Raw genomic sequence first — 17486 nt, forward strand, 5'->3', positions numbered from 1 at the left:
GCTGGTCACTTACACGGTGCAGCACTAGGTCGCCAGGCGCACCTGGGCGACCGGCGCGGGACCCACACTCATGCGGTAGCCCATCCACGTGAGCAACAGCCCGGCGAGTTCGGTGACATACAGCACCTCGACGTGTCCCATGCGGGTGGCCGTGCCGCCGATGCCGGGCAGGATCGCGCCGGTCGCGATCAGCACGTTGGCGTAGACACGATGCCGGGTCGCCGGATCGGCGCTGTAACGGAGGGCCGAGAGAATGGCGCCGCCGATCAGGAACACTACCGCGTAGAGGTTGACGACGGGGCTGAAGCCACGGACCCACTGCCACTCGAACACCCGCCCGGTGAGCCGGTGCCCCTCGACCTGCGCGTAGTCGATCGGCGACAGCAGGACGAACACCGACGCCACGATCACGTAGGTAATCAGCAGCGCGGTCAGCAGGTGCGCGGTTCGACGGCCGAGCAGCAGGTAGACGGTGCCCTGGGCGAGGGGGGCGCCGCCAAGCAGCGCCCCCGAGATGTACCACGCCCGAAAGGTCGGTTCGTTCCAGCCCACCAGCGTGGTGGCCGCTTCGGTGAAGGTCCCGATGCCGTAGGTCGCGATTCCGAGCGCCCACCACAGCAGGTGCAAACGTTCGGGGTGCTCGCGATAGCGCCGGAAGATCTCGAGCGCGAACGGCACGGCCAGGATGGTCGTGACGATCGGCACGTAGTGAACGAGCGAGGCCGAGGCGTTCATTAGAACGCCCCCACGTTGAGCCCGATCGTGAAGCTGCGGCCGCGCGCCGGCGCGAACTGGAACTGCTCGCGGTAGAACGTGTCGGTCAGGTTCTCGACCGCAAACACCAGGCTCACGCGGTCGCGACCGCGCGCCAGGTTGACGCCGAATGCGGCGCGCTGGATGGCAAAGCCGTCAAGCGACAGCAGGTCCTGCGCAATCAGGAACGGCGAATCGAGCAGGGTCTCGGCCACCCGCGTCACTTCGGCCTGGCTGCGCAGGCCGTACTCCGCCCACCAGAGCCCGCTCGCCCTGGTGAAACGCGCGTTCAGGATCAGCTTGGCCGGCGTGATGTTGTCGAACGGCGTGCCGTCGAGCGAGCTGTTGTCGAGCGGGTTGACGCCGTCGGTGATCGTCCCCCGGGTCAAGGCCGCCGCGCCGGTCAGCGTCAACACGCCGGGCCGGAGCACCAGCGGGGCCGCCGCGGACAGTTCGACGCCGGTCACGCGCACGTCGCCGTAGTTGGTGGCCTGCGCCAGCGCGCCGGAGGAGTTGGTCGCCACGACCAGGTCCTGGGCGATGAAGTTCTGGTACTGGTTCAGGAAGTAGTAGGCGCCGCCCGACACGCTGCCGGCGCGGAACTTCACGCCGACATCGAAGTTGTTGCCGGTCTCGGGTTTGACCAGCACGTTCGGCACAATGCTGCCGGTCGTCGCCGGACCTGCAAACAACATCTCTTCGAGATTGGGGTGGCGATAGCTGCGGCCGAGGCGAACGAACGGGTTGAGGGCGCCGTCGGGATTCGAGACGATGCCGATGTCGCCGGTCAGGGCCTTGCGCGAGTAGGTGGTGCCGGCCGGGTCGGGCAGCGTCGCCGGATCAATCGACGGCGTCGCGTTGCCGATGACGCTGACGACGCTGTAGCCGGGCGTCGCCTCGGTGACCACGGTGTAGAAGTCACCGCGCAGGCCGGCGACGACCGACAGCGACGGCGTCACCCGCCACTCATCCTGCGCGAAGATGGCGATGTCGCGCAGGCTCGCGTCAGGCACGCGCACGGGGTGCGCGATCGAGGCGGGGCCGAGCGCCACCGGCGACAGTAGCGGCAGCGCGGCCGGGCCCCTCGCCCCCATGACCACCTGGCCAACCAGCGAGGTGGTGGTCTCGGTCGTGCGCTGGTCGCTGCTGCGGTCCCGGTAGAACGTGGCGCCGGCCGTCAGCAGGTGGTTGGTGGCCGGCACGAACACGGCGTGCAGATCGACGCCAGGGGTCCAGACGCGCTGCTCGGTGTCCGACTTGATGTCGAGGCGCATCACGTTGATCGGGAAGAACCGCACCGCCGTCGGCGCCGGGAACTGCACCGGCAGCGTCGTCCGCAGCAGACGCTCGGTGCGCTGGTAATACGCGGTCAGTGACAGGTTGGCGAGCCACGGCGTCAGCGCCTGGGCTTCGTAGCGGGCCGAGAAGCGATCCAGGTTGCTGTGCGCCAGCGACGTGTCGTTGAAGAAGTACGGCTGCTCGAAGTCGGGGTAGCCGATGTCGGCCATCCGGCGGCTCTGGTAGCGAACGCGCAGCGCGCGACGGTCACCGAGCTTGACGAGCGACGACGCGTTGATGAATTTGCCGTCGGCCTGCGAGTTCAGGATCTCGTTGTCGGTCCTCACGTACGGCGCGTTGAACGGGTCGGGAAACGCGTTGAAGTTGAAGCCGAAGTTGTCGTCGATGGTGTCGGCCCGGTTCAGTGTGCCGTCGGCGAAGAACGGCCGCGTGTCTTCGACGTCGAACCGGCCCGCCTGGTAGTTGTCGTACTGCTCGGCGCCGGCCTGCACGCGGAAGGTGAAGCGCGGGGTCGTGCCGCCGAGCGTCATGGTCCCGCGCATGCCGTTTTCATTCGAGCTGTAGAAGCCGTTGAACCCGTAGATCAGCTGCCTGGTCGGCGTGAACACCGGCTCGTTGGTGATGATGTTGATCGTGCCGGCCAGCGCGTCGGAGCCATACATCAGCGTGCCGGCGCCGTTGACGATCTCCATCCGGGAGATCGAGTCGGGCGACACCAGGCCGACTTCGGCGCCCGTGCGATCGGTCGCCTGGCGGGCGGTGTTCAGGCGTTCGCCGTCCACCAGCACCAGCAGGCGCGTCGAGTCGAGGCCGCGCAGCCGCGGGCGGACCCCAAACGGGCCGCTGCCGACCGGCGTGATGTTGACGGCGGTCGTCAGCGCGTCGCCCGTCGACAGGGTGTTCGCCTGTTCGATGGCCGCCGCCGAAATGGTCTCGACGTGCAGGGGAATCTGACGCACTTCCCGCTCCGACAGGCTGGCCGTCACGCTGACCTCGGCGCTCAGCACGCCCACCTCGAGCGTCATCGGCACCTCGACGTCGGCCTCGAGCGTCCCGACCATCACAGTGCGCGCGATCTCCGAAAAGCCGCTCCGTGTCACGACCAGCAAATAGGTACCAGGAGCCGGCGCATCGAACCGATACCGCCCTTCCCCGTCGGTCTCGGCGATGGTCTCCTGTCCGGTGGAGACGAGGCGCAGGACGACCCGCGCGTCCGGCACGGCGGCGCCGGTGGAGTCGGAAACAGTGCCGCGAATGGTGGCGGCAAGAGCCGGGGACGCGGCCAACAGCGCCGCTAACAGCATGAACAGACGAATCGTACGCATGGCAAAGCTCCGCGAACTCGATCACGAGTTCAGAGACAACGAACTACGGGTTAAGCAGGAACCGGCTTAACGCAGTCGCGGAGGGGGGCGAGAGGAGTACTGCGGAGAGAAGGCCGCACCGAAGATGCCGGCGAGCGACGCCGCGGCAACGGGCCCGGAATAGAGACGGACGTGACGATCGCGCCGGGCCAGCAGGCCGGCGAGCATCCACAGGGTGATGGCGAGGGCCGACACCGAAAGCAACTGCTGCAACACCGACGTCGCGGCCGTCTCGGGCAGCGCCATCGGGTTGACCGCACCCAGGTCGGCGGCAACCGCGGGACCGTGCAGCAGGGCAGCCAACACCCACACCGCGATGCCGGGCCGGCTCCAGGTCGATCGGCCGCCGCGGCGAATGGCCACGAGCGCCGCGACCAGGCCGGCCGCCACCATCCAGCGGAAGACCAGCCACGGGTCCACCAGCGCACCGGTCACCACCTGCGAGGCAAACAGCCAGCCATGGAACGCGACCAGCACGGCGCCGGCCAGCACGGTCGTCGTCCGCGTCACCGAGCGGAATCGCTCGAGACGCGGCGGCGACGTGAAGGCGCGGGCAAGCATCACTGCATTGTACTTGAGAGCCTGGACCCGGCAATCGGCCACGCCCGGCAGACAGCAAGAACTCGGCCATTCGTCCTGCCCCTGTCAGCGGGCCAGACCGTGGAATATCCCGCAGCGAATCGGCCTGGAAAACCGGATAATTCCGCACCCGGCCCCGGCCCGGCGGCCGTCCGGCGCATCGTCACGTCCGCTCCTGCAACACGTGGCCGCCGTAGCGATCGACCCACCAGCTGCCGACAAGCGCGAGCGCGGCGGCAAACATCATCAGGAACGCCGGCGACGCCATCCGATCTGTATCGCGAATCAGCGTGGTCGCCACAAGTGGCGCGGTGCCGCTGAAGATGGTGAAGCTGATGTTGAAGACCAGCGCCACGCCGGTAAACCGGATGCGCGTGGGGAACAGGTCGGTCAGCAGCACCGCGAACGAGCCGTTGGTGAAGCCGGCGGCCAGCCCGGCGAGCACGAGGAGCAGCGTGAGGTTCACCGACCGCGACTCGAGCGCGAGGTAGAACGGATACGAGAACACCAGCAGCAACGTCACGCCGGTGCGCAGCAGGTAGCGCGGCGGGATGCGATCGCCGATCCAGCCGACCAGCAGAATGCCGGCCGCTGACGCGATCACGCCCACGGTTTGCGAGAAAACCGCCTGGCGCGGATCGTACTGCAGGACGCCCGAGAGGTACGCCGGCAGGTGCGAGAAGAACAGGCCGTTGAAGCACGCCGTGCCTGCCAGCAGCGCGCACCCCACCAGGACCTGCGTCTTGTGGGTGCGCAGCAGGTCGCCAAACGGCTGGCGCGACGCCAGGCTGCGCATGCGTTCGAACTCCGGCGATTCTTCGAGTGAACGCCGCAGCACGTAGGTGAGGACACCGCCGAGACCGCCAATCACGAAGGCGATGCGCCAGCCGTAGACAGGCACGAGCTCGGCGGGGAGCCACGTCCGCACCGACAAGCTCACCGCCGTCGCCGCCGCCACGCCCATGGTGACGCACGAGAACACCACGCCGCAGACGAGCGGGGCAATGCGCGGCGCGGTCTCCACGACGTAGGTCAGCGCCCCGGGCAATTCGCCGCCCAGGCAGAAACCTTGCAGCAACCTGAGCACCACCATCAACGCACTGGCGGCCACACCCCATTGGGCGTACGACGGCACCAGGCCCATGCCCAGGGTCGCCGCCGACATCACGAACACCGACCACAGGAACACCTGGCGGCGCCCGTAGCGGTCGCCGTAGTGGGCCAGGATGATGCCGCCGAATGGGCGGGCGAGGTAACCGGCGGCAAACGCCGCGAACGAGGCCATCAACGACGCGATCGGCGACGCGCTGGGAAAGATCGTCGCGGCAATGTCCCTGGCGAACACGCCAAAAATCACGAAATCGTAGAACTCGAGCGTGCCGCCCAGGCTGGCCAGCAGCACGATGCGCCAGCCGGCAGGAGTGATGCGATCGGCGGCCTGGTGATTCTGCGGTAGAGGTGTCGACGCCATTATCGCAACATGTCCTTGATGACGGCCGGGTCGCCGTCGTTTGGTGAGGGTTCGATGCCTATCAAAGCGCACATGAGGTTGTAGAGGTGAATACTCTCGAACGGCGCGACCACCACGCCGCTTCGAAAACGCGGTCCGGCGCCGATGAACAGGCCCTGCATCGACTTGTCGCGCGCGTCGTAGCCATGCGTGCCACCTGGCGAATCGCGCTCGTGCCGATCCCAGCGCGCCGTTTCCGTTCTCGACGTGATGTACCAGCCGTCGTCGGCAATGCCGACGATGGGCGAGACGCGCGGGTGCCCGGCCAGACCATAGACGGCCGGGATCTCGTCGCGGCGATACACCTGCAGGTGTGGATGCTTGCCCTTGAGCGCGGCGTACATCTTCTCGACGTCGCCGTCCTTTGGCGAGAGCCCCAGCACCGGCGCCCAGTCGATGATCTCGGCGGTGGCCGGATCGATGTAGTCGTCCACGACGATCATCCGATCCCGGCTGAGCGCGGCCATGCCGTGGTCGCTCACCAACACGTAGTGGACGCGGCCGGCCAGACCCGCGGCGGCGACGCCGGCCACCAGGTCGCCAACCGATCGGTCGGCGCTGAGCGCTGCTTCGCGGGTCTGCGCGGCATCGGGACCAAACCGGTGCCCGGCGCTGTCGACGTCGCTGAAATACAGCGTGAGAAATGACGGCCGCTTGCCTTCGGGCAGCTTCAGCCACTCGAGCAACTGGTCCACCCGCGCGCTATTTGGCAGGTCGTCGTCGAACGGCCGCCAGTAAGTGGCGTGGCGACCGCCAATCGCCGCCTCGGATCCAGGCCAGAACATCGGCGCTGCCACCCTGCCCTGCCGCTCAGCGGTATTCCAGATCGGGTCGCCTCCCCACCAGCGGGGATCGGCCAGCACCTCGCGGTTCGACATCGCGTAGCGGCCGGGAATGGCCGGGTCGCGCATGTTGTTCGACACGATGCCGTGGTGAGCCACCGTCAGGCCGGTGACGATCGTGTAGTGATTGGGGAACGTCTTCGACGGAAACTGCGGGATCAGGCCCTCGGCGCGCACGCCGCCGGCCGCCAGCTTCGACAGCGTCGGCGGCGCGAACCGCTCCAGGTAGTCCCAGCCCCAGCCGTCGATGGAAATCAGGATGACGATGGGCTGATCGCCGGCCGGCGGCGGCGCGGGGCGGCACGCTGCCAGCAGCAACAAGAACGCGGCTAACGCCGAACGCCACATCGGTCTCGCCTGGTTCCCGACCTTCACGGCAAAGAGTGTAATGCGAGGGGCATCGAAATGGGTCAGTCCGGGCGACGAAGGTAGCTCCAGATCGCCGGCGGCGTCAGCCCGGCGATGGCCAGCGTGCCCACCTGCTTCGTCGCGAGGTCGATCGTGCGGATGGCGTGGTTGTTGGTGTCGGCGATGTACAGCGTATTGCCCGCGACCGACAGCCCGCCCGGCTCGAAGAACTGCGCGGTCTTCGCCGCGCCATCGACATGACCCGCCGCGCCCGTGCCGGCCAACGTGGTCACCTGCCGCGTCGCCGGGTCGAGCATCCTGATCTTGTGGTTGTAGGTGTCGGCAATGAACACGCAGCCACGCATTGGTGGAGGCAACCCTTCAGGGTTGCCTACGGCCACCCCCAGCGGATGTTGTAATCGCGCCGAGTCGCCGGGGCCATCAACGTCGCCGAACTTGAACAAATCGCCGCCGGCGAGCGTCGTCACGGCGTTGCCGGGCGGCAAGTCCAGTCCGCGGATTACGTTGGCTTCCGCATCGGCGACGTACAGGGTGTTGCCGTCGAGCGCGAGCCCCGATGGCTGCGCGAAGGTGGCCGTGTTCACCGGGCCGTCCTTGCGCGCCTCTTCACCGGTGCCGGCATAGGGATAGGCCTGGCCGTGCAGCAGATCGACCACCCAGATCTGGTGCGGGCCGGCCATGGCGACGATCAGGATGCCGGGCTTCAGCGCCAGGTCCCACGGCGAGTTGAGGTCGATCCGCAGGGCGTCACCGCCCTCGCCGCTCCACGCGCCCTGCTTGCCGGTGCCGGCCAGCGTGTGGACGGCCCGCGCCTGGAAGTCGACGACCCGAACCTGGTGGTTCTCGGTGTCCGCAACATAGAGCTCGTGGTCGGGACCGAGCGCGAGTCCTTGCGGCCGATAGAACCGCGCTTGCGTGAAGATGCCGTCGTTGTCGCCCTGCAGGCCCGAGCCGATCGTCTCGATCAATTGCGCAGTGGTCCGGCTGAAGCCGGACGCTACATTGATGGAGGCCACCACGATGCGGTTGTGATTCGAGTCGGCAATGAACAGGCGCCCCGATGCTTCATCCGCCAGCACCTTGCCTGGATACAGCAACGGGCGGTCAGCGTGGCGGGCGCGTTCCAGATCGAGTGGGAGCGGCGCGCGGTTGATCTGTCCCTGTTCGTCGAAGACCCGAACCACGGTGCGAATGGCGCTGATGAACCCTTCGAGGTTGCCTTCGCCCATCGCGGTGCCGACCACGTTGCCGGCCGGGTCGATGATCACCCGCGTCGGCCACGCCTGCACGCCGTAGCGGCGCCAAATGGCGTGCTCCGCATCGTTCGCCACCGGGTGCTCGATCTCGTAGCGCACCAGGATGCGCTTCAGGTTCTCAGTGTCCTTCTCGTTGGTGAACTTCGGCGAGTGGACCCCCACCACCACGAGCTCGTCGGGAAAGCGCTGCTCGAGCGTCTCGAGGTCCCGCAGGATGTGCATGCAGTTGACGCAGCCGTAAGTCCAGAAGTCGAGCACCACGACCTTGCCGCGCAACTGCGCCATCGTGATGGGCGACGCGACGTTCAACCACGCGACCGCGCCATCGAGGCTCGGCGCGGGAATCGGACCGTCGGGAACGGGCGGAGTCGGGCTTTCAGATTCGCTCATCGTCTAATGCAACCACGAAGTTCACGAGGGACACGAAGCAAACTATTTCTTCGTGTGCTTCGCGTCCTCCGTGGTCATCGGTTAGCGATCGGCATCGCGCGTCCACGCGCGGAGCCGATCGGCGGGCTCGACCGTGACCGGACCATCGAGCCACTTGTCCACCGGCAACGGCACCCGCCAGGTCCAGTTAATCTCGTCCACCACCGCCGGTGTGTTGATGCGATCGGTCCACCCGAACACGTCCTGCAGCGGGATCAACGTCAGCCGCGAGCCCGCCGACAGCAGCGAGCGCACAATCGCCGTCCGCTGCTCGTCGGTCTGGCCGTCCTCGGTGGCCGCCAACGGCTCAATATCGTGGGTGCCCGTGGTGGCGACCGAGCAGTCGGGAAACCCTTTCGGATCAATCGCCGGGTGTCCCGGGCGATCCCAGTGCTTTTCCCACCGCAGCACCTTCAGGCCGGGCAGGTCCAACCGCGCCATCGACGCGCGCACGAACGGCGGGATGACGCCAAGGTCCTCGGCAATCAGCATCGGCGTGGGCGACCCGGAGCCGAGCACGCCAATCATCGTTTCGCCCAGGTGCGTTTGCGTCGGCTCGTCGCCCGGCTCGAAGAACGCGGGCTCCGCCTGGTCGAGCGGCCGGATGTACATGCGATAGAGGCCGACCAGGTGATCGATGCGGAAGCCGTCGTAGAGCGCGGCATAACGCCGCGCCCGCGCCCGCATCCACGCAAACTCGGACTCGGCCATCACGTCCCAGCGCCAGGGCGGCAGGCCCCAGTCCTGGCCGGTCTCACTAAAGGCGTCGGGGGGGACACCAATCGTGGCGTCGAAGCGAAACTCGCGTTGCCGCGCCCACACATCGGGGCTGTCGGCCGAATTCATGAACGGCAGGTCGCCGAAAATGCGCAGCGGCCAGGCCAGCCGCTTGGCCTCGGCCCACTGCTCGGCGGCGAGCCACTGCAGGTACATCCGGTAGTCGATCTCCGAACGCAGGGCCTGTCGGGCGGCGCCAACGGCCGTGGCCTCGGCGCGCGCCAGCGGTTCGGGCCAGAGGTGCCACGGCAGCTCTTCGTGCAACGCGTGCAGGGCCCGGAACACGGCGTACTCGTCGAGCCACCACGCCTCGTCTGCGACGAACGTGGCAAACCGCGAGGCCCGGGGCGTGCCGCGCGACACTTCGAGGCGGAGGAACCGGTCGTACGAATGCCGGAGCCAGCGTTGCTTGAGCGTGCGGATCTCGGAATAGCGAATGCGTGCCGAACTGCGCAGCGACTCCACCGCCGCGCGGTCGGCGGCGTCGAGCGCCAGCTCTCCGCCCAACCCGGCAAAATCCACCACCTGCGGCAGCGAGATGTAGATCGGGTCGAGAGCCATCGCCGACATCGCCGAGTACGGCGACCGCTCGACCGGCGGCATCTCGTTGATCGGCAGGATCTGCAGCACCGACTGCCCCGCTTCGCCGGCCCACTTCGCGAACATCGGGAGGTCGTGAAACTCGCCGAGGCCCCAGCTCTCGGTCGAGGCCAGCGCGAACAGCGGCACGCTGATGCCGCTTTGACGCCGCGTCATGACGACGCCCCCGCGGCGCGACGCAAGACCTTGGTGACGGCCGACTCGAACACCGTCGCCGCCGGCAGCAGGCTGAGCACCAGGTAGGCCTCGCGGGGAAAATCGAAGAAGTAGCCCGGGTGCACGAGCACGTCGTCGCGGTCGAGCAACTCGAGCGCCAGCGCGTCCTCGGCGCGGACGGCCGGCACCTGCAGCACCGCGGACCATCCGCCCTCAACCGGCAGCAGGTCGATCGACGGGTACGCCGCCGACAACGTCCGCAGGGTGGCCAGGTTCTGCCGGACGCGGGCCAGGAGCTGCGCGCGCACGCCAGCGCCGTGCTCGATCAGCGAGGCCGCCGCCACCTGGACGGGGGTCGATACCGACAGGTAGGTGTCGGCGACCATCTCGAACGCCGCCATGGCCGCATCCACCTTTGCCGCCGGACCGCCGAAGCCGATCCATCCCAGCTTCACCTGCGGCAGGCCCGCTGACTTCGACAGGCCGCCCAGGCTGAGGCTGAGCACGTCGCCCGCCGCCATTACATGGGTCGCCCCCGGTGCCGGGTCAAGGGGGTAGTCGGCGAACACTTCGTCGCCGATGATCGGCCAGTCGTGCGCGGCCGCCAGTTCCGACAGCGCGGCGAGGTCGTCGCGGTGCAGGAACGACCCGGTCGGGTTGTTGGGCGAGACAATCAGCAAGGCTTTCACCCGGGGACTCGCGGCGCGGCGCACCGAGCCGAGATCGATGCGCCAGGCGCCGTGATACTCGAGGTCGTAGGGAATCGCGGTCACCGACTCGAGGCGCGCGAGGTGCTCGAACAGCGGGTAACTCGGGCGCGGCACCAGCACGGCGTCGCCGGCATCGCAGAACAACTTGAACAGCAGCGCGTATGCCTCGCTGGTGCTCGCGGTGATCGCCACGCGATCCGCCGAGATGACAATGCCGCGGCGGCGAAAATCCGCGGCGACGGCGGCCCGCGCCGTCCACAGGCCGAGCGGTTGCGGCTCGTAGACGAGTCCCTGAGGGTGGGACATCCCCGCCAGCAGCGCCGGCGGGTAGTGCAGGCCGACCCTGGTCGGGTTCGACTCGGTCAGGTCTGCCACGGGCACGCCGCGACGGCGCTTGGCGTCGATCGCGCGCGAGAGGGCGTTGGGTTCAAGGCTCGCGGGGAGGCGTGACCAAGTCATTCAGCGCGCAACCAGCTCCACCCGCTGAATGACATCGCCTTCGAGAATGCCGTCAACCACATTCATGCCGGCGATCACGCTGCCGAACACGGTGTAGGTGTGATCGAGCCGCGGCGAGTCGATGGTGTTGACGAAGATCTGCGCGTCGCCGGTGTCGCGGCCGCGCGTCGAAATGCCCACCGTGCCACGCAGGTGCAGACCCACCTCGTCGCGCATGTAGAACGGCTCGCCGGCGTACTCGTTGGCACCCGGGCTGCCGCCCTGGATGACGAAGTTCGGCGCAATGCGATGAAACGTGAGGCCGTCGTAATAACCCTCACCGGCGCGGCGGGCCACCCGGGCCGCCGACAACGGCGCGGCGTCAACCTCGAGGGCGACGTCGAAAGAGCCGCGGCCGGCCATGTGGAAGCGCAGGGACTTGCCCCGCAACGCAGTGACGGCCGCCATGGTCACCGTCGGGCCGGTCAGCGGCTGCGGCGTGGCCGTGCGGGGCTTGCCGGTCCACGCGGTCAACATCTCGGCGGCCTTTGCCGCCACGGCTGGATCGAAGTCCCTGAGGTAGCCCTCCAGGTGCACGGCCTGCGATGCATCGCCGTACGCCTGCAGGCGGTTCAGGATCGCCATGCGCGGATCGCGCGAGGTGTCCTTGTGTTCCTTGGTGATCCGGCCGAGCGCCGTGACCAGCGCGGTGGTGGCCTTCGCGGCGTGGGTCTTGTCTTCGAGCGCACGGACCGCGGTCAGCACCAGCTGGTAGTCGGCGCGCGACAGCGAGTCGATGGCGGCCGACACGGCCTCGGGGCGCTTCAACTCGACGAGCGCGGTGAGCGCGGCCTCGCGCACGTTATCCGAGGGATCACCCATCAGCGCAGTCAGCGTCGCGGCATCGGCCAGCCACGCGGCGGCGCGAGCGGCGTACATCCGCACCTGCCAGGTCGCGTGCGCCGCGAAGGCCGGCAAGGCCTTGGCCGCCTCCGCCGGTTGCGTGCGCGCCAGCGACACCAGCGCGTGGGCGGGCGCGTGCCAGGTGCGCGGCCGCGTGGACAGCGCGCCGGCGATCGACACCAGGTCCGACGGCCCGTCAGCGGCCGGGCAACCGGCGCCGAGCTGATCGATCGCCTGCAGGCGCACGTGGGGGTCGGCGTCCTTCACCGCCGCGCGCACCGGTGCGCACGAGGTCTTCTGCAGCTGCCGGCCCCACCCGCGCAGGGCCTCGAGCCGCACGCGAGGATCCCTGTCGGCCATGGCGCGCTTGAGCAGCACGTCGCGGTCGCTGATCGCCGCGTCGGTGGCCGCGGCGGCGGCCGCGAACCGCCGCACTTCGGCATCAACATCCAGCAGGCCGCGTTCAATCACGGACGCGGTGGCCTCGTTGCCGGTGACGAGCGCCGCCATCGCCAGCCGCCGGGTGAGCACCGAGCGCGGGTCCGCCGGCGGCCGTTGCGCCGTGGCCGCCCAGCGCAGCAAGTCCCAGGTTCGCGGGCCAAGCGGCGGCAGCTTCTTCGCGCGCACGGTGCGGGCCAGCGACTCGAAGCCGCGGGCGGATCCGATGAGCGCCGCAGAATCCACGTCGTTCAACGAGTCAGGCGACGGCAGGCCGGTAATCAGGACGTCCTCGGCCGCCGCCACCTGCTCGGCGGTGTCGTATGGCAGGCGTCCGAGCGCCGCCGCGATCTCGCCCCAGGGCTCCCACGTGTTCAGGTTGGCATCCACGGCCGCGCGGTCGATCAGCAGCTTCTGCACCTCGATGACGGCCGCGGGCGTCCGCGCCATCTGCGCCAGGGCATTGGCGGCTTCGGCGCGAATGCCCACGCCGTCGGCCAGCGCGGGGGCGACGAGCGGAATCATCACCGGGCGCTCGAGGCGTCCAATCGCGCGGATCGCCGTGCGCCTGGTGTTGCCCTTCAGGCCCTCCATCAGCGGCGCGAGCCCCGCCTCGGTGGTGGGCCGCGCATCCTCGGCCTGCAGCATCCGCTCTTGCAGAGACTGCGCGCTCGCCGGGGTGGCGATACAGATCAAGAGGATCAAGAATTTCTGCATCAGGTTATCCACAGGAGACCAGGAGCTCAGGAGAAACTTTACTCCTGACCTCTTGACCTTCTGTTATCAGAGCCTCGAATATTCGAGCATTTGCGCCGTGAGATCGCAAGGATACGAGATCTTCACGTCGATAATTGCGCCCGAGCCGTCGGTCACGGGCGCGAGCTTCGGCATCACGAAGCCAGTGTACGACGGCAATTTCAGGTGATCCACGCGGGCCACCACTTCGTCCCTCAGATCCGGGTCGAAATGCACGCCGTAGGTTTCGAACAGGTCACGAGCGGCGGCGTAGTCGCCTTCGGACTTGATGCGCTGCACTTCGGCCAGCAGCCGCGCCACGCCCGACCGGAACGCGTCGGAATCGTTCAGGACGAAAAAGGTCTTACCGTCCCGCCGGCGCACGTCGATGGCCTTGGTGTTGGCGAGCAGCCAGTGAACAATCGCCTGGCGGTTGCGCATGTGGTCCTCTTCGAGCTGCGCGCCGACGCGGACCCGGCGCAACTGCACGAGCGCGTTGCGCGCATACGCCTCGTACTCGGTCTGCACCACCGCCTGCTGCTCGTCGGCCGGCACCAGCCCGATTTTCGCGAGGTATGGGTCGGCGACGAAGTACAGCGCGACCAGGTCGGCGCGCGACTCCTCGAGCGCCGAATACTGCTCTTTCAGCAGGTCCTGCGGCGTCTGCTGGATGTGATCGGCCATGCGGCCGGAGCCGTGGCCGAGCACCTCGTGGATCTCGGTCGTCAACTCGCTCGCAAACGCACCCCACCGCTTCGCCCGCTCCACCTCCGCATCGTCCCACGCAAACTCGTGGCGGTAGCTGTCGGGCATGGACTTCTCGTATGCCTCGAGGACGTTCGACAGCGACACCGACTTGCTGCCGTGCTCTTCGCGGATGCGCTGGTCGTTCGGCAGGTTGACGCCAATGGGCGTGATCGGCCCGGAGTCGCCAATTTCGATCACGACTTCAATCGCCATGGCTGAGACGCCCTGCACCTTCGGCTTGCGGTACCGGGGATTGACGGGCAAGTGGTCCTCGAACCGCTGGGCGTGGGTCGCCAGCGCGCGGATCTTCTCGGTGCGCTCGTGGTTGGCGTAGTAGACGAGGCCCTCCCACGCGCCCTTCATGCCGCGGGCGTCCATGTAGACCTCGATGAAGCCGTTCATGGTGTCAACCGCGGTGTCGCGGTTCTGCACCCAGGCAATGTCGAACGCTTCGCGCTCGGCGTCGGCACCGGTTTCGTAGAACCGGATCAGCGCGGCGAGTGCCTTGCCCAGTGCCAGCGGCGCAAACGGCAGCGCGTCGCGCAGGTGGCCGACAATGCGGCGAATCTCGGCGTCGTAGAGGCCGCCGACCTTGTAGACCTCTTCGACGAGCGCGCCGTCGCGCATGGCCACGCGCGAGTTCAGCTGGTGCTGTTCGGTAAAGCCTTCGAGGTCGGCCATGGTCACGCCGTCGTAAAGGTTGTTGGCGCTCGCGACCAGGATGTCCTGGCCCTCGCCCGGGGTCTTGTTGGTGACCATGGGCTCGTAGTCGGGATCGAAGAACATGCGCGCGTACTTCTCGACGCGATCGCCGATGGTCTCGCCTTCGGCCAGCCCGAAGTCGGCGCCGTTGCGGGTGGCGATCTCCATCGCCTCCTTGACGCGGGCGCGATCGAGATTCAACAGGAACTTGCGCGCGGTCAGGTTGTTGTATGGACCGGTGTTGAGCCAGAACAGCTTGGTGTAGCGGGTCAGCTCGGCGAGCGTGTCGGCCGGCACCCCGTCGGCGTGCGTCAGCACGCCTTCGAGCAGCGCACGCATGCCCAGGTTGTGACGGTGACGCTGATCGTAATAGATGTCGCGCCCGGCAATGGCCGCCTGGTAGAGGTGCCAGACGAGCGTCTTCTCCTTGAGCGTCAGCTCGTCAAAGCCATCCGCATACAACTGGACGACAGCCGCTTCGTCAATCTGCTCGAGAAGATACGGACGTTCAGTAGTCATGATCAGAGCGGGAGGGCGACGGTCTGGCCGTGAGACGGAATCTCGACGTTCCACGAGAGCTCGTTCTCGATCCGGGTCTTCAACGCCTCTTGCGCCGGCGGCTCGCCGTGCACCAGGTAGGTGACCTTCGGCGCGCGCGGGAACGTGCGCAGCCACTTGATGATCTCCGCCGCGTCGGCATGCGACGACATGCCGTTGATCTTGGCGATGCGCGCCTTGACAGGTACCTCCTGCCCGTACATCTTCACGTAACGCGCGCCTTCGATCATCACGCGTCCGCGCGTGCCGGCGGCCTGGAAGCCGACGAACAGCACGGTGTTGCGCGGGTCGCCCAACCCGGCAAAGAGATGATGAACCACGCGGCCACCAGTGGCCATGCCGCTCGAGGCAATGATGATGGCGGGGTCGTCGTTCTGGACCAGGTCTTTCGAGTCCTGCGCCGAGGCGGTGGCGGTGAACCGCTGGAGGTGGCGGCCGACAAACTCGATGCCGGGATCCAGATCTTTCGCGTGCCTCTGGTAGTAATCAATGCCCTTGATGGCCATGGGGCTGTCCACGTAGATCGGCATCACCGGCACGCGCTTCTGGTCTTCGAGCCGGAACAGCCAGTAGAGCAACTCCTCGACCCGGCCGATCGCGAAGGCCGGGATGATCAGCTTGCCGCGCCGCGCAAACGTATCAGCCACAATCTTCGCGAGTTCCTCGCCATCGTCGTCCACTGGGTGGAGGCGATTGCCGTAGGTGGACTCGACCAGCAGGACATCGGCTTCGACCCCCGGTGAGGGATCGGGCAGTACCGGCCGTCCGTAGCGGCCCAGGTCGCCCCCAAACAGGATGCCGCCCGTGCTGGTGGAGGCAGCCCCTTCTTGGGGTTGCCTGCTGCGAGTCACATGCACATAGGCTGAACCCAGCAGGTGGCCGGCGTTGATGAACTCGGCGGCGATGCCAGGGGCGACCGAAAACTTCTGCCGGAAGGGCTTGGTCGTCAGCCGCGACAGCGCTTCGGCGGCATCGTCCTTGGTGTACAGCGGCATGGCCGGGTGATGCTTGGAGTAGCCGCGCTTGTTGGCGAACTTCGCGTCCTCTTCCTGGATGTGCGCAGCGTCCGGCAATACCAGCTTGCAGATATCGGCGGTGCCTTCGGTGCAGTGGATCGGACCCTTGAAGCCTTGCGCGACCAGCCGCGGCAACCAGCCGGAGTGGTCGATGTGAGCGTGGGTGAGGACCACGGCGTCAATCGAGCCGGGCGGAACCGACAAGGGCGACCAGTTGCGCAGCCGCAATTCCTTGAGGCCCTGGAACAGGCCGCAGTCGAAAAGGATTCGCCGTCCGTCGATCTCGAGGAGGTGCTTGGAACCGGTCACCGTTCGGGCGGCCCCAAGAAATGTGAGCGAGGGCATAGCCGTATCATAGCCACAGAGGACACAGAGGACGCAGAGCCAATTCTTCAAAATGCGGCCGGTTCGAAGCCTGATCGCATTCAAAAGACTTAACTTTGTGTCCTCTGTGTCCTCTGTGGTTAAAGTACGTTCATCACCACGGTGATGGCCCGGCCGATCATCTTGAGCAGGGACTCGAGCACGGGCAGCAGATCACCGCGTTCCATCACCGCGGCCGCCGTGACCGGGTCGCTGACGAGCAACCACAACGCGAGCGCCGCGACCGGCGCCAACACGACGGCGCCGACGCTGACGGTGCTGAACACACGCCCCCAGAAGCGGCTCTTTGGCAGCTCGCGGCGGCGGTCGGTGGCGGCGTTCGTAAACGGCATGGTCCAATGTGGTGTCCGCCTTTAGGCGGACCTGATCCCACCATAAAGCGAGGACCGTACCAACGAGTGTCGATCCGGTAAATCGCTGTATCTATGTGTGTTACAGGATTACGTCGATTCTGGCGGCCACTGAAAGTGTCCGTTCGTGGGACTGAAGTATCCTGTTTCGCATATGTATGGAATGGTGATCGTCCGCTACCGCCGCCCGATTGAAGAAGTGCTCGTCCACCAGGAAGCCCACCGCGCGTTCCAGCGGAAGCTGAGGGAAGACGGCGTCATGCTCGCGGGCGGCCCGCATGAACCCCGCTTCGGCGGCATGTTCCTGGTCCGCGTGCCGGACGACAACCCGCAGCAGGCGCTCGACGCCATCCGCGACGCCGACCCGTACTACCAGGCAGGCGTGGCGCAGTACGAACTGCTGGCGTGGAATGTGGTGATTGGGAAAGAGGGTTTGGACAGTATTCAGTAGCCAGTAGCCAGTAGCCAGAAGCCAGAAGAGCTCATGTCTTCCTGGCATCTGGATACTGGCATCTGGCTACTTGTCTTTGCGCTGACGGATCCATTCGCCGAGCGCCCAGGACGCGACCAT

Annotated in this window: 13 protein-coding genes; 1 reads left to right on the forward strand and 12 read right to left on the reverse strand. The window is 67.2% G+C overall.

What is annotated here, in order from left to right; all coding sequences use genetic code 11:
- Positions 1 to 24 precede the first annotated feature (24 nt).
- The 12 genes from Q8T13_06760 to Q8T13_06815 all read right to left on the reverse strand — a co-directional run bounded on the left by Q8T13_06760 (position 25) and on the right by Q8T13_06815 (position 16897).
- The gene (locus tag Q8T13_06760) at positions 25 to 735 is read right to left on the reverse strand and encodes a hypothetical protein (protein MDP3717449.1); all 711 of its coding nucleotides are present in this window, start codon (positions 733 to 735) and stop codon (positions 25 to 27) included.
- Positions 735 to 3377 (reverse strand): TonB-dependent receptor, encoded by a 2643-nt coding sequence (locus Q8T13_06765; GenBank protein ID MDP3717450.1) that lies wholly within the window; start codon positions 3375 to 3377, stop codon positions 735 to 737. Before Q8T13_06765 ends, Q8T13_06760 begins: the two co-directional genes overlap by 1 nt.
- 66 nt (positions 3378 to 3443) lie before the next feature.
- Positions 3444 to 3977: a hypothetical protein gene (locus Q8T13_06770; GenBank protein MDP3717451.1), complete on the reverse strand. Its 534-nt coding sequence runs from the start codon at positions 3975 to 3977 to the stop codon at positions 3444 to 3446.
- Between the two features lie 181 nt (positions 3978 to 4158).
- Complete coding sequence (locus Q8T13_06775) at positions 4159 to 5466, reverse strand: MFS transporter (protein ID MDP3717452.1); 1308 nt, start codon at positions 5464 to 5466, stop codon at positions 4159 to 4161.
- On the reverse strand, positions 5466 to 6722 hold the full coding sequence (locus Q8T13_06780; GenBank protein ID MDP3717453.1) for an ectonucleotide pyrophosphatase/phosphodiesterase: 1257 nt from the start codon (positions 6720 to 6722) through the stop codon (positions 5466 to 5468). Before Q8T13_06780 ends, Q8T13_06775 begins: the two co-directional genes overlap by 1 nt.
- A 35-nt stretch (positions 6723 to 6757) precedes the next feature.
- Positions 6758 to 8362, reverse strand: coding sequence for a thioredoxin-like domain-containing protein (locus Q8T13_06785; GenBank protein MDP3717454.1), 1605 nt, complete (start codon positions 8360 to 8362; stop codon positions 6758 to 6760).
- Between the two features lie 81 nt (positions 8363 to 8443).
- The gene (malQ, locus tag Q8T13_06790) at positions 8444 to 9934 is read right to left on the reverse strand and encodes a 4-alpha-glucanotransferase (protein MDP3717455.1); all 1491 of its coding nucleotides are present in this window, start codon (positions 9932 to 9934) and stop codon (positions 8444 to 8446) included.
- Positions 9931 to 11103, reverse strand: a complete 1173-nt coding sequence (locus tag Q8T13_06795; protein MDP3717456.1) for a pyridoxal phosphate-dependent aminotransferase — start codon at positions 11101 to 11103, stop codon at positions 9931 to 9933. Before Q8T13_06795 ends, malQ begins: the two co-directional genes overlap by 4 nt.
- Positions 11104 to 13140 (reverse strand): peptidylprolyl isomerase, encoded by a 2037-nt coding sequence (locus tag Q8T13_06800; GenBank protein MDP3717457.1) that lies wholly within the window; start codon positions 13138 to 13140, stop codon positions 11104 to 11106.
- Positions 13141 to 13206: 66 nt separating this feature from the next.
- Positions 13207 to 15126: a peptidase M49 gene (locus Q8T13_06805; GenBank protein MDP3717458.1), complete on the reverse strand. Its 1920-nt coding sequence runs from the start codon at positions 15124 to 15126 to the stop codon at positions 13207 to 13209.
- Positions 15127 to 15128: 2 nt separating this feature from the next.
- Positions 15129 to 16526 (reverse strand): MBL fold metallo-hydrolase, encoded by a 1398-nt coding sequence (locus Q8T13_06810; protein ID MDP3717459.1) that lies wholly within the window; start codon positions 16524 to 16526, stop codon positions 15129 to 15131.
- 119 nt (positions 16527 to 16645) lie between these two features.
- Positions 16646 to 16897: a hypothetical protein gene (locus Q8T13_06815; protein MDP3717460.1), complete on the reverse strand. Its 252-nt coding sequence runs from the start codon at positions 16895 to 16897 to the stop codon at positions 16646 to 16648.
- Positions 16898 to 17069: 172 nt separating this feature from the next.
- On the opposite strand from Q8T13_06815, the gene Q8T13_06820 reads away from it, so the two are divergent.
- Complete coding sequence (locus Q8T13_06820) at positions 17070 to 17366, forward strand: YciI family protein (protein MDP3717461.1); 297 nt, start codon at positions 17070 to 17072, stop codon at positions 17364 to 17366.
- Positions 17367 to 17486 lie beyond the last annotated feature (120 nt).

This window comes from Acidobacteriota bacterium, assembly GCA_030697165.1.
Classification (GTDB): Bacteria; Acidobacteriota; Vicinamibacteria; order Vicinamibacterales; family UBA2999; genus 12-FULL-67-14b.

Bases quoted from the DNA above. Each gene is read 5' to 3' on its own strand.
- Q8T13_06760 (MDP3717449.1), bottom strand. From the start codon at position 735: ATGAACGCCTCGGCCTCGCTCGTTCACTACGTGCCGATCGTCACGACC.
- Q8T13_06765 (MDP3717450.1), bottom strand. From the start codon at position 3,377: ATGCGTACGATTCGTCTGTTCATGCTGTTAGCGGCGCTGTTGGCCGCG.
- Q8T13_06770 (MDP3717451.1), bottom strand. From the start codon at position 3,977: ATGCTTGCCCGCGCCTTCACGTCGCCGCCGCGTCTCGAGCGATTCCGC.
- Q8T13_06775 (MDP3717452.1), bottom strand. From the start codon at position 5,466: ATGGCGTCGACACCTCTACCGCAGAATCACCAGGCCGCCGATCGCATC.
- Q8T13_06785 (MDP3717454.1), bottom strand. From the start codon at position 8,362: ATGAGCGAATCTGAAAGCCCGACTCCGCCCGTTCCCGACGGTCCGATT.
- malQ (MDP3717455.1), bottom strand. From the start codon at position 9,934: ATGACGCGGCGTCAAAGCGGCATCAGCGTGCCGCTGTTCGCGCTGGCC.
- Q8T13_06795 (MDP3717456.1), bottom strand. From the start codon at position 11,103: ATGACTTGGTCACGCCTCCCCGCGAGCCTTGAACCCAACGCCCTCTCG.
- Q8T13_06800 (MDP3717457.1), bottom strand. From the start codon at position 13,140: ATGCAGAAATTCTTGATCCTCTTGATCTGTATCGCCACCCCGGCGAGC.
- Q8T13_06805 (MDP3717458.1), bottom strand. From the start codon at position 15,126: ATGACTACTGAACGTCCGTATCTTCTCGAGCAGATTGACGAAGCGGCT.
- Q8T13_06810 (MDP3717459.1), bottom strand. From the start codon at position 16,526: ATGCCCTCGCTCACATTTCTTGGGGCCGCCCGAACGGTGACCGGTTCC.
- Q8T13_06815 (MDP3717460.1), bottom strand. From the start codon at position 16,897: ATGCCGTTTACGAACGCCGCCACCGACCGCCGCCGCGAGCTGCCAAAG.
- Q8T13_06820 (MDP3717461.1), top strand. From the start codon at position 17,070: ATGTATGGAATGGTGATCGTCCGCTACCGCCGCCCGATTGAAGAAGTG.